The sequence below is a fragment of the Enterobacter sp. AG326 genome, assembly GCF_004362415.1.
Taxonomy (GTDB): domain Bacteria; phylum Pseudomonadota; class Gammaproteobacteria; order Enterobacterales; family Enterobacteriaceae; genus Enterobacter; species Enterobacter asburiae.
Genome location: NZ_SNXG01000001.1, coordinates 266,044 through 278,289, shown reverse-complemented (window position 1 = coordinate 278,289; position 12,246 = coordinate 266,044). Strand labels below are relative to the sequence as shown.

The following is a 12,246-nucleotide window of genomic DNA, read 5'->3' as shown; positions in this document are numbered from 1 at the left end:
CAGAGACCTATAGATGAACAAATATCGCCTTAGCGACGAGACACGCCTCTGGCAATGGAAAAACGGTGAGACAGCCCACTCTGCGACGCTGCGGCAGATCGTCGCCACGGCGGATTTTAACGACGTGACGGTCGGTACCAAAGGCGGCTGGGTTGACGATGAGCGTGCACTCGCCCAGGACGGCGAATGTTGGATCTACGACGAAAACAGCGTGGTGTTCGCCGGTGCTACCGTGTCCGGCAACGCGCGCCTTACCCTGCCGTGCGTCGTCAGCCACGATGCGCATATCAGCGGCAGCTGCTGGCTGGACGCGGCAGAGGTCAGCCACGGCGCGCGTATAAGTGACAACGTCACCATTCAGCAATCCTGCGTGCGGGGCGAGTGTCATCTCTACGGCGACGCCCGCATTCTGCACAATAGCGTTATCATTGCCGCCAAAGGGCTAACGCCGGACCATGACCAGATCCTGCAAATTTACGATAAGGCGACCGTCAGCCAGTCGCGCATTGTGCATCAGGCGCAAATCTACGGCGAGGCGATGGTGAATTTTGCCTTTGTTGAGCACCGCGCCGAAGTATTCGACAACGCCATTCTCGAAGGTAACGACTTAAATAACGTCTGGGTCTGCGACTGCGCAAAGGTCTATGGTAACGCCCGCGTGATTGCCGGTTTTGACGAGGATGCCATTCCGACGGTGCGCTACAGCTCTCAGATTGCGGAAAATGCCGTGGTGGAGGGAAACTGCGTTATCAAGCACCACGTTCTGATTGGCGGTCAGGCCTGGCTGCGCGGCGGTCCGATCATGCTGGACGATAAGGTGGTGATCCAGGGACGCGCGCGGATAAGCGGGGATGTGCTCATCGAGCACCGGGTTGAAATCACCGATGATGCGGTCATCGAAGCGTTTACCGGGGAGAGCATTCACCTGCGCGGCGAAAAAGTGATCAACGGCGACCAGCGCATCACCCGCACCCCGCTGCTGGGGGCGTTATAGGGCGTAGATCTTCCCGTAGATGTTCACATCGTCAAAGCGGCCATTCAGGTATTCCGCTTCCCGCAGGCACCCTTCCAGCGTAAAACCGTTGCGCACGGCAACGCCGTTGCTGTGCTGATTCGCCACCCGGCACTTGATCACAAAACGGCGGATCTCCCCGCGTTCGACGTAGTAGCGCATAAACGCCTGCAGTGACCGGGAAAGAATGCCCTGCCCCTGGTGGGCTTCATCCAGCCAGTAGCCGATGTACCCGGCTTTGTTGGCAGGTTCAATCGTATTGAACGACAGTACGCCGACCAGTTCATCACTCTTAAATATCAAAAACATTTTGGCGTAGCCGCGCTGGTGCAGCATCTGGTTACTTTGCACGTTGCGGCGGGTATCCTCTTCGCTGCCCACGTGCTGCGCCCAGTCAAAGGCGGTTTGCAGAAAGGTTTTGTTTTTGACGACAAGATTATGCAGGTCGGCGGCGTAGCGCTCTTCGACGGCGCGAAGCTCGAGAGCGTCAGATACCGGGATAATTTCGGATGTTGCTGCGGTCATTGCCCCTCACCCTAACCCTCTCCCGGAGGGAGAGGGTATCGTTCGTTAACGCATTATCCGGTCGTCAACGTAGTTACGTTTATCCGGCGCCGGTGGGAAATACTGATACAGCCAGGTTTCACTGATGGCATCGCCCTGGCAGCGCAGGAACAGGCGCATATCCACCGGCTCCGTCGAATCCGAGGTTGGATACCAGTCAAACAGGATGCGATAGCCGTCAAACGGCTCAACGTAGAGGATCTCAACCTGCTTCGCTTCACCGCTGGAGAGCGTAATCACCGGCTCGATGCCTTTTGGCGCAGAGGCCTTGAGGTCGCCACCGACGAAGTCGATAGCAAAGCGACGGGCCCACACTTTCGGGTAATTTTCGCCCGGTGCCCAGCCTTCCGGAAAGCCGCCCATGCCGGTACGGGTGGCGAAGACGTTGGCCAGCGGAGAACGCACCGGCGGCATGGCGCTCCAGTACAGACGATATTTAAAGTCGAGCTCGTCGCCCGCCTTCACCGCTTTTTCCGGCTGCCAGAAGCAGACCACGTTATCCAGCGTTTCACCGGTGGTCGGGATCTCCATCAGGCCAACCGCGCCTTTACCCCAGTCGTTACGCGGTTCAACCCACAGGCTTGGGCGTTTGTTATACCAGCCCATGACGTCCTGATAGTGCGAGAAATCGCGATCGAGCTGCAGCAGGCCGAACCCTTTCGGGTTTTTGTCCATATAGGCGTTGAACTGCAGCTTCTGCGGGTTGTTCAGCGGACGACAGATCCACTCCCCGTTGCCGCGCCACATCGCCAGGCGGTCGGAGTCATGAATTTGCGGGTGAATGGTGTCACACATGCGGCGTTCGTTATTGCCGCAGCTGAACATACTGGTCATCGGCGCGATGCCGAGCTGCTTGATGTCCTTCCGCGCATAGAGATGGTTTTCCACCTCCATAATCACCTGGCTCTTCTCGCAGTGGATCACGAATTTATAGGCGCCGGTGATGCTCGGGCTGTCCAGCAGCGTATAGACGGTAAAAGTCGTGTCGCCGGGCTTGACGGTTTCAAACCAGAAGGAGGTAAAGTCCGGGAACTCTTCCGGGGTGTCGGTAAAGGTATCTACCGCCAGACCGCGCGCGGAAAGGCCGTACTGGTAGGTGTCATCCACCGCGCGGAAATAGCTCGCGCCCAGGAAGGAGACGATATCGCGACGCGCCAGCTCAGGGGCCTTAAAGGCGCGAAAGCCCGCAAAGCCGAGATCGCTTTGCCCTTCCAGCTGTTTGGTATCCACACCCGTTTCACCGTAGCTGAACAGCTCCGGACGGAAGTGGATCTCGCGCGCCATAGAGGTCGACTGGTCAAGCGAGAACATCCGCACGCGGCGGCGGAACCCCATCCCCATGTGGAAGAACTGCACGTCCAGCTGACGCCCTTCAATGTTGTTCCACAGTGACTGCTTTTCATCGTAGCGGATGGCGTTATACGCCTGCGGCGTCATGGTTGCCAGCGTCTCCGGCAGCGGACGCGGCGCGCCACCCCACGGGGTTTTCGCCAGGTCATGCGCCATGGATTGCAGTACGGAGAAGTCGAAACGACGGCTCTGGCCGTCAGCAATGTCAGAGTCGGCAGCGTATGCCGCTTTGGAAAACAGGGAAGCAAGGCCAGATGTGCCGCTCAGGGCTGCCACTGCCAGCGAGCCTTTTAGAAAACGTCTGCGATTCATGCCTGGAAAAACGTCCTTATGGTCGTGTGAATGTGTTTCGCGCTCGGCGAAATGACGGCAAGAAAGAACGCACAGCCTAAACAAAAATGGTTAAGAATCCAATTGTTGGCCGGTGATTATATGAACAAAGTGAGAAATATTTTCTGTCGACCAGAACGGCCCGAAAGTGGTGTAAAGAAAGCCTGGAAAATGTGTAGAAAAATGCCCCGTCAGGACATCAGCTGACGGGGCTAATGAGGCGGTTATTTTACGCTGACATCGATACCCGGAAAGTACTTATCAGCGAGTTTAGCGATCGTGCCGTCGGCACGTACTTTATCGATCGCGGCATCAAGCTGCTTTTTGGTGGCCTCGTCACCCTTACGCAACCCAAAACCAATCCCACTGCCGAGGATAGTGTCGTCAGACACCGGTTTGCCGATGAAGCCAAACCCTTTCCCCTGCGGCTTGCTGAGGAAACCTGCCTGCCCGGCCGCGGACATGACCAGCGAGGCGTCGATACGGCCATTCAGCAGATCGCCCCAGGCCATATTCTGATCTTTATAAGACACCACGGTGACACCCTGCTTTTCCCAGTGCTCTTTGGCATAGGTTTCCTGAATGGATCCCTGCAGCACGCCGATGGTTTTACCCTTCAGCCCTTCTGGCGTTGCCTCAACCGCCGTGCCGGCCTTGCCGACCAGCTGCGACGGAATACGGTAGATCGGCTGGGTAAAATCGATGCTCTTGCGGCGCTGCTCGGTGATGTTCATCGCCGAGTTGATGGCGTCAAATTTCTTCGCCACCAGGCCCGGGATCAGCGCATCAAATGAGGTTTCAACCCAGCTGCACTTCAGCGCAGCCGCTTTGCAGATGGCATTCCCCAGCTCAACGTCAAACCCTTCCAGTTCGCCCGCCGCATTGCGGCTCTCAAACGGCGGGTATTCCGCTTCCAGCCCGTAACGCAGCTCGGTGGCCGCGAAGGAAGAAAAAGTACACAGCAATCCCATGCCGACAACTAACGCGCGTAATTTCATCTACAACTCCTCAGAGCCTATCTCAGCGTGGTTTAACCCGACACAGGGCTTGGGCACCTGCCCGTAACGTCGCCTCATCTTTCGCAAAAGAGAGACGAATCAATTTATTATCCGTACCGTCCGCATAAAACGCCGACAGCGGAATAGTGGCAACACCGTACTCAACGATCAGCCTCTTCACCAGCTCGCTGTCGCGCTCGTCGCTGAACTGGCTGTAGTCGGCCAGCATGAAGAACGATCCGGCGCTCGGCAGCAGCGTAAACGGTGAATCGGCCAGCAGGCTGTGCAGCAGATCGCGCTTGCGCTGGTAAAACGCCGACAGCGACAGCCAGGTTTGCGGATCGACCATATGCTCAGCAAACGCGTGCTGCATTGGCGTATCGGCAGAAAACATTAAAAATTGATGGACTTTACAAATCTCGTCCATCATTACCGCCGGTGCAACACAGTAACCCACGCGCCACCCGGTGACGTGATAGGTTTTTCCGAAAGAGGAAATAATCACGCTGCGCTCCGCCAGCTGCGGGTGCGTGGCCATCCCGTGGTGCGGCTCATCGTCAAAAACGACGTGTTCGTAAACTTCGTCAGACAAAATAATGATGTCGGTATTGCGCGTCAGCGCCGCCAGCTGCTGCAGGTCACTGGCGGAGAAGACCTGGCCGCTCGGGTTGTGCGGCGTATTGATGATGATCATGCGCGTGCGCGGCGTGATCGCGGCGCGAACCTCATCCCAGTTGACGGCAAAATCCGGCACGGTGAGCTTGATGGCTATCGGGGTTGCCCCCTGCAGACGAACAATCGGCGCATAGCTGTCAAACGACGGCTCAAAGTAGATCACCTCATCACCCGGATGCACCAGCCCGCTTATTGCCGAATAGAGCCCTTCGCTGGCGCTGGCGGTCACCAGCACCTCGCTGGCAGGGTCGTACTGCGTGCCGTAGAGCGTGGCAATTTTATCGGCAATACGTTCCTTGAGCGGCTGCAGACCGGTCATCGACGCATACTGGTTATGCCCCGCCTCCATTGCGCGGGTGACGCCCGCAATCAGCTTCGGGTCGCAGGAAAAATTCGGTGCACCCTGAGAAAGGTTAATCGCGTTATGCTGCGCCGAGAGCTGGCCAATAACGGTAAAAATGGTGGTTCCCACATCCGGCAGTTTGGAGCGCGTTTGCACAGGCGTTCGTAAAGTCATCCTCTTTCCCTTCTCATGGACATTGCATAACTATTCAAACAACATCTGTGCTGTCGGGACAATCGAATTGTTGTCATAATAGCCATGAGAAAAATGCATAGCTGAGGTGTTTATATGTCGCGCCGTTCGCTCCCCCTTAATGCCATCGACGCATTTTTAGTCACCGCGCGTCACCTCAATCTTACCCATGCCGCGGCGGAACTGTGTCTGACGCAGGGGGCCGTGAGCCGTAAGATTGCCTCCCTTGAGGCGTGGTTTGGCTTTCCGCTTTTTGAGCGCCACGCGCGCGGGCTGCGCCTCTCGCCGCAGGGCAGCGCCCTGCTTCCGGAGCTGCAGTCCGCTTTCGAGCAGCTGCTGTCCGTGGCCGACCAGGCCCGCAGCCAGCACACGGTGATCCGTCTGAAGGCCCCCACCTGCGCCATGCGCTGGCTGGTGCCGCGCCTGCTGGAGGTGGAGCGCGAGCATCCGGATCTGCAGATCGCGCTGACCACCACCACCGATCACAACGTCAATTTCAAAACCGAATCTTACGACGCGGCCATTGTGTTCGGCACGCACATGAGCGCAGGCGATCTGCTGTTCGAAGAGGCGCTCACCCCGGTGATAAGCCCGGTGCGGGCGGGTGCTGCCTTGGGTTCGCTGACGTTTCTGCACCCGACAAGGGATAAGACGGACTGGTCGCTGTGGCTGACGAAACAGGAAGGCCCGGGCTTTGTCATGCACAAAAATCAACACTTCGATACGATGGATCTCGCCATTACGGCCGCCATTCAGGGGCTGGGGGTCGCCATCGCCGACGAAACGCTGGTGGCAGAAGATGTTCACGCGGGAAGGCTGGTACGCCCCTATGAAACAAGCATAAAAACCGGCGCAAGCTACCGGCTGGTGCTGCGCGAAACGCCTGGCGAGGAAAATGGTCTCGCGGCGTTTCGCGCCTGTTTGCTTAATCGAGGCTGACGTGGTGCTTCATTACCCGCTTGAAGAGGCTCATGCGGGCGCGCATAAAGCGGTTTTCAAGCCTGAAAGCTGCATGTTTATTCACACCGATGCGTAACAGGACGTCCCGCCCTTTGCGACACGCGGGCCAGTGCGTCGGCCCGGGCAGGATGTCGCGAGAACCAGCGTCACGCGCAAAGCTCACCCAGTAATCGGCCACGTGGGCAGCAAACTGCAGATCTCGCTCATTGACGTACTGACGTGAAGGCTCCACCTGACCGAGCGTATCGAAGACATAGGGAACTTCGTTGCCGTGCCAGGCACCGTTGATGTACGTGCCATGTTCCGCCTCTGCGACATAGTCAAACCAGTAACGCCAGCACAATCCGCCGACGCGCTGCTGGGCCTGCATCACCACGTAGCCCATGGTGGTAAACGCCATGTCGCGGCACACCTGCCTGCCCAGCTCTTCATCGCCCTTCACGCCCGGATAGAGCAGCTTAATCAGCCCCAGCCCGAAGCGGCGTTCGCGCCGAAGCTTCTGAATTTGTCCGGCGAGATCGATGCCAAACACCGCCATCACGCTGGCTTCATCGCTGTTGGAGCCAATCATTACCGGCACCGGATGCTGACGGGCGGCGAAAAAGACGTCCAGCATGGCTTCCGGCAGAACGCAATCTCCAGCGATAGGCGCCGGGGCGACGTTCAGCGGCGCGGTGAGCGGCCAGAACGCCTCGGGCGGAATGGCGCGCAGCTGCCCGGCGGTCGCATTTTCCAGGCCGAAATGGTCGGCCAGCGCTTCCCCTTTTTGCAGGGCCTGCTCGCGCGGCGTGTCAGGCAAGGTGTATCCGCTTTGCACAATCGCCTTATGGAACAATCCTTCGGCCAGCGGAGAAGCCAGCAGAGAGAGCACGCTGCGCGCGCCGGCGGATTCGCCAAACAGGGTCACATTAGCGGGATCCCCGCCAAACCCGGCGATATTCTCCCGCACCCATTCGAGCGCGGCGATCTGATCCAGCAGGGCAAAATTATGCACCACGCGCCCTTCTTCTCCTTCCAGCGCGGGATGGGCGAAAAAGCCAAGATGACCGAGACGGTAGTTAATCGTGACCACAACCACGCCGCGCGTGGCGAGCGCTTTGCCGTTATACGGCGGTAGGCCACCGGCACCAATCGTAAACCCGCCTCCGTGCAGCCAGACCATAACCGGCAGCGGCTCGGCGCGCTCTGCGGGAGACCAGACGTTAAGGTAGAGGCAATCTTCGGAAAACTGGCCCGGATCGCCGCCGCCTAGTTCCTGACAATACTCGCTGCTTTGCCAGCTTGAGGGAGAGAAAGCCGTGGCCTCGCGCAGGCCATCCCAGCGTTCAGGCGGCCGGGGAGAGCGCCAGCGCCACTCCCCCACGGGCGGCGCGGCGTAGGGAATACCGCACCAGAGGTGGACGTTTTCATCGGTTAAACCAGACAGTGCGCCCTGGCGCGTTTCAACCACAGGGGCGGAAGGATTTTGCATAACGACCTTAATTTTTCCATCACACCCCAGCAGAGTAACGATTTCAGAGCAAACCGCAACGCTGTTTGCTGCGCGTTTCAGCCTCCTGGTAGAGCGTAAACTCGTCATATACCGGGCATCCCAGCGCGTCTTCAAACGCATCGCGGCTGGCGTTACCGTGGCTGCGGGCCTGGGTTTCGTTCCCGAGATTGGACTGGAAAATCCCCGCGGCGCTGACCGGGAGGAAATCTTCGTAGGTGATCGGCTGGGCAACCACCCATCCGCGCTCGATCAGCGGCTGCGGATCGTCTCCCGGACGAAACGCATGACGATGGGCTTCCCCTGATGGCGTCAGGCGATAGCGGAAATAGGCCAGCTCCTGACGGCGCATGAGCATTTCGCTGTCCGGGAAGGCGCTAAAAATCTCCCGCAGATGCAGCTGATGCGTGAGGTTATCTTTACCGGTACCGGCCTGAGCGAGCAGGCTATCGTACAGTTCACGGCCTTTCGGGGTCAGCGCCACGCCGCGCTGCTCAATCTCACCGAAGCGCGCGGTGTGGGTGCCTTTATGTTCACCGGCAAACAGCACCGGCTCTTCCAGCGCCTTGAAGCTGGTTTGACGCAATAAGACGGGCACCTCGCGACGCGGCGGCCCTTCGATCAGAATTTTTGGCTCGATACCGTACTTCGGCATCAGCTCCTGCACCCGATCAATATCAAGCGTGCGCGGCGTGAGGTGGTTAATATGGCAGCCCGGGAAGCAAACCACGTCGGCAATCAGGCGATGCTCGTTGCTCAGGGCCAGATAGGTCTCCTGATCGACCGTCGCATGGCGGTGCCAGCGGAAGGTTTCTAACGCTTCGTGTACAAACTCGTGGGCCTGTGCGTCAGTAAAGTGCCCTTCCGACTCGTGCAGGTCGATCAGCTCCAGGCAGCGCGGCGTGAAGATGTTGCGGTGAGACAGGATCTCCGCGGCACGCTCGCGCAGCGCGACGTTTTCAATCAGCTCAAGACGCAGCAGCGAGGTAAAGATACGAAACGGATTCCGGCACAGCGCCGCATCCTCTATCGGACGAAATGCCGTTGAGTGGACGGGCACCCCCGCCTGAGAGAGATCGTAATAGCTGACCGGGTACATGCCCATAATGGCAAACATACGGCGCAGGGTTGAAAGTTCCTGTGCCGTGCCGACGCGGATCGCCCCGTGACGCTCCACGTTAAGGCGCGCAAGCTCATCGGCGTTAGCCAGTTGTTCATGTAATAGTGGATTATTTTCCAGAACCGCCAGGTTTACGTCCGCAACCAGTTCAAGTAAGGTGCCGTACTGCGGAACTTCCTGCTGGTACATCGCCGACATAGCCTGCGAAAAGTGTTCCCGAATGTCATCAGCCGTGATGGTGTTCGCCATGATGTCATGCCTCCAGTGAATATTACCTGGAGTGTAGAGAAACCCGTTCCTTCCGGGGGGAAGAATTTCTGATTTGTGATCTTAAGACGACAGTGGTTAAACCGTGTGCTACGGGCCCCTGAACGGGCCCGAACGGCCGCCCTTTCGACCTGAACGCTTTTATCCAGGATTTTCCTTATAATTATTTAGGGTTCCGCTTTCTAGCTATAAAGGAGTATTTATTGGCTCTCTCCTGAATGCAAATTAACCAATATGAGTACGCCATTATTTTTATCCTCACCTTTCAAATTTTTAGCCCGAAGTTAGGATTAATCCGAATGGTTGTTTACAAGTCCTTCCTGCCTATCCATATTTCCACTTTAAGCGAAGCGCAAATTTACAAATATTTAAAAATAACGCAACCGCAAATAGCCAAACGCATTTGACGGATGCCGCACAGCGACTAGAGTTATTACTCGAACGACGAGTGATACGGAAATATTTTCGTATCGTACTGACATAACCAATATATGACTATGAGGTTTAATATGGCAGAGCATCGTGGTGGTTCCGGTAATTTCGCTGAAGACCGTGATAAAGCATCAGAAGCTGGACGTAAAGGTGGCCAGCAAAGCGGTGGGAATTTTAAAAACGATCCGCAACGCGCATCCGAAGCGGGTAAGAAAGGGGGCCAGAACAGTCACGGCGGAGGCCGTAAATCTGATAACTCCTGATCTTATTTAAAACTCTTTTAATAAAACCTGAGAGCATGCTGCGGGCTGAATAGCTCGCAGTAACCTTTCTTCATTTTACCGGAGCGTAATTATTATGAATATGAAAAGCGTCGAGGATGTTTTTATTCATCTTCTGTCGGATACCTACAGTGCGGAAAAGCAGCTTACCCGCGCGCTCAGCAAGCTTGCCCGCGCCGCCTCCAGCGAGAAGCTGAGCGCCGCCTTCACCGCACACCTTGAGGAGACGCAGGGTCAGATTGAACGTATCGACCAGATCGTCGAACAGGAAGACGGTATCAAGCTTAAGCGCATGAAATGCGTGGCGATGGAAGGCTTAATTGAAGAAGCCAACGAAGTCATCGAAAGTACGGAAAAAAATGAAGTACGTGATGCCGCACTTATTGCCGCTGCGCAAAAGGTCGAGCATTACGAAATTGCCAGCTACGGTACCCTCGCCACATTAGCAGAACAGCTGGGCTATAAAAAAGCCGTTAAGCTTCTTGCCGAAACGCTGGAAGAAGAAAAAGAGACCGACCTTAAACTCACCAACCTGGCCGTAGGAAATATTAACCAAAAAGCGCAGAAATGACGCAATAATACAGGTTAAATAAAATGAGCATCAGTCCCAGGACAATTAAACGGTGCCATTTAGCGGCAGCCATAATATGGTTCATTCTCGCCATCCCCTCCGTAATATGGTGGAAGAATAGCGTGCTATGGGTCATTATCATCAGTATTTACGCCAATATTGTCGGCCATTTATCCGGCTACAGTGCCGCGCGTGCCGATCAGGCTGCTGAAAGTGAGACCAAATAAGCGAACCCCTAATGAGGATACAATGATGAATCACGTAGAACACTACCATGACTGGCTACGCGATGCCCATGCGATGGAAAAGCAAGCCGAATCTATGCTGGAATCCATGGCCAGCCGTATCGATAATTATCCTGATGTTCGCGCCAGAATTGAGCAGCATATTAATGAGACAAAACGGCAAATTACATTGCTGGAAGAAATCCTCGACCGTAATGATATTTCTCGTTCGGTTTTAAAAGATTCGATGAGCAAAATGGCGGCGCTGGGCCAGTCTATCGGCGGCATGTTCCCGTCGGATGAGATCGTTAAGGGTTCCATCAGCGGCTATGTTTTCGAGCAGTTTGAAATAGCCTGTTATACCTCCCTGCTCACGGCGGCTAAGAAAGCAGGCGACGTCGCCTCGGTACCCGCCATCGAGACGATTCTTGCGGAAGAACGCGAAATGGCCGACTGGCTGATTCGTCATATTCCGCAGACCACGGAACAGTTCCTGCTGCGTTCAGACGCATCGGGCGTCGAAGCGAAAAAATAATCCGGGAGAATCGCCATGTTCCGACACGTCAAACAGCTGCAATACACGGTTCGCGTTGCCGAACCGAACCCTGGCCTCGCCAACCTTTTACTGGAACAGTTCGGTGGGCCGCAGGGCGAACTGGCTGCCGCCTGCCGGTACTTTACGCAAGGATTGAGCGATGACGATCCGGGCCGTAAAGATATGCTTATGGATATCGCGACCGAGGAGCTAAGCCACCTCGAAATCATCGGTACTCTGGTCGGCATGCTGAATAAAGGCGCTAAAGGCGCGCTGGCGGAAGGGGTGGAAAACGAGGCTGAGCTGTATCGGTCCATGACCGAAAACGGCAATGACAGCCACATCACCTCCCTTCTCTACGGTGGTGGCACCCCGCTCACTAACTCGGCGGGCGTGCCCTGGACCGCGGCCTACGTCGATACCATCGGCGAGCCGACGGCGGACCTGCGCTCAAACGTGGCGGCAGAGGCCAGAGCGAAAATCATCTATGAACGGCTGATCAACGTGACCGACGATCCCGGCGTAAAGGATGCGCTGGCGTTTCTGATGACGCGCGAGGCGGCGCATCAGCTCTCCTTTGAGAAGGCGCTGCAGTCCATCCGTAATAATTTCCCACCGGGAAAATTGCCGCCAATCGAGGAATTCACCAACAAGTACTACAATATGTCTGAAGGTGGAGAGGTTCGCGGAAGCTGGAACAGCGATAAACATTTCGATTACGTTGAGTCCCCCCAGCCTGCGGTTGACGGCGGCGATGGCAGCGCAAGCGTCACGCTCACGACCGAACAGGCAACCCTGGTCAAGGCGATGTCTGCCCGCACGAAGTCCGATCCACATTCTGACCCGCTGACCGGTGCCGAGCTGGGTGCCGGTAAGACTAAACCGTAATCGGTTTTGCCGGGC

The 12,246-nt window shown here is 56.5% G+C and carries 13 protein-coding genes; 7 read left to right on the top strand and 6 right to left on the bottom strand.

What is annotated here, in order from left to right:
- The first annotated feature begins 13 nt into the window (after positions 1–13).
- Complete coding sequence (gene ydcK, locus DFO52_RS01285; RefSeq protein ID WP_133548922.1) at positions 14–994, top strand: YdcK family protein; 981 nt, start codon at positions 14–16, stop codon at positions 992–994.
- On the opposite strand, the gene rimL is transcribed toward ydcK, so the two are convergent.
- The 4 genes from rimL to DFO52_RS01265 form a co-directional block, all read right to left on the bottom strand.
- Entirely contained in the window at positions 989–1,537 is a 549-nt protein-coding gene (gene rimL, locus DFO52_RS01280; protein WP_133548920.1) for a 50S ribosomal protein L7/L12-serine acetyltransferase, read from the bottom strand. The two genes, ydcK and rimL, sit on opposite strands and share 6 nt — an antisense overlap.
- A 45-nt stretch (positions 1,538–1,582) precedes the next feature.
- Positions 1,583–3,238, bottom strand: a complete 1,656-nt coding sequence (locus DFO52_RS01275; RefSeq protein WP_133548918.1) for a glucan biosynthesis protein — start codon at positions 3,236–3,238, stop codon at positions 1,583–1,585.
- A gap of 242 nt (positions 3,239–3,480) precedes the next feature.
- Positions 3,481–4,254, bottom strand: a complete 774-nt coding sequence (locus DFO52_RS01270) for a transporter substrate-binding domain-containing protein (protein WP_025756391.1) — start codon at positions 4,252–4,254, stop codon at positions 3,481–3,483.
- Positions 4,255–4,276: 22 nt separating this feature from the next.
- On the bottom strand, positions 4,277–5,446 hold the full coding sequence (locus tag DFO52_RS01265) for a pyridoxal phosphate-dependent aminotransferase (RefSeq protein WP_133548916.1): 1,170 nt from the start codon (positions 5,444–5,446) through the stop codon (positions 4,277–4,279).
- A 114-nt stretch (positions 5,447–5,560) separates the two neighbouring features.
- On the opposite strand from DFO52_RS01265, the gene DFO52_RS01260 reads away from it, so the two are divergent.
- On the top strand, positions 5,561–6,403 hold the full coding sequence (locus DFO52_RS01260; protein ID WP_029739592.1) for a LysR family transcriptional regulator: 843 nt from the start codon (positions 5,561–5,563) through the stop codon (positions 6,401–6,403).
- Here DFO52_RS01260 and DFO52_RS01255 read toward each other — a convergent pair.
- Together DFO52_RS01255 and DFO52_RS01250 are read right to left on the bottom strand one after the other, a co-directional pair.
- Complete coding sequence (locus DFO52_RS01255) at positions 6,390–7,895, bottom strand: carboxylesterase/lipase family protein (RefSeq protein WP_133548914.1); 1,506 nt, start codon at positions 7,893–7,895, stop codon at positions 6,390–6,392. The genes DFO52_RS01260 and DFO52_RS01255 overlap by 14 nt on opposite strands.
- Positions 7,896–7,938: 43 nt before the next feature.
- Complete coding sequence (locus DFO52_RS01250; protein ID WP_059346715.1) at positions 7,939–9,282, bottom strand: VOC family protein; 1,344 nt, start codon at positions 9,280–9,282, stop codon at positions 7,939–7,941.
- A gap of 527 nt (positions 9,283–9,809) precedes the next feature.
- Between DFO52_RS01250 and DFO52_RS01245 the strand changes: the two genes are divergently transcribed.
- The 5 genes from DFO52_RS01245 (at position 9,810) to DFO52_RS01225 (ending at position 12,231) form a co-directional block, all read left to right on the top strand.
- Positions 9,810–9,995 (top strand): general stress protein, encoded by a 186-nt coding sequence (locus DFO52_RS01245; protein WP_063142815.1) that lies wholly within the window; start codon positions 9,810–9,812, stop codon positions 9,993–9,995.
- Positions 9,996–10,089: 94 nt separating this feature from the next.
- Entirely contained in the window at positions 10,090–10,584 is a 495-nt protein-coding gene (locus DFO52_RS01240; protein ID WP_133548912.1) for a ferritin-like domain-containing protein, read from the top strand.
- Between the two features lie 23 nt (positions 10,585–10,607).
- The gene (locus DFO52_RS01235) at positions 10,608–10,811 is read left to right on the top strand and encodes a hypothetical protein (RefSeq protein ID WP_008502273.1); all 204 of its coding nucleotides are present in this window, start codon (positions 10,608–10,610) and stop codon (positions 10,809–10,811) included.
- A 25-nt stretch (positions 10,812–10,836) separates the two neighbouring features.
- Positions 10,837–11,343: a ferritin-like domain-containing protein gene (locus tag DFO52_RS01230; RefSeq protein WP_133549828.1), complete on the top strand. Its 507-nt coding sequence runs from the start codon at positions 10,837–10,839 to the stop codon at positions 11,341–11,343.
- Positions 11,344–11,358: 15 nt separating this feature from the next.
- The gene (locus DFO52_RS01225; protein WP_008502274.1) at positions 11,359–12,231 is read left to right on the top strand and encodes a manganese catalase family protein; all 873 of its coding nucleotides are present in this window, start codon (positions 11,359–11,361) and stop codon (positions 12,229–12,231) included.
- The last annotated feature ends 15 nt before the right edge of the window (positions 12,232–12,246 follow it).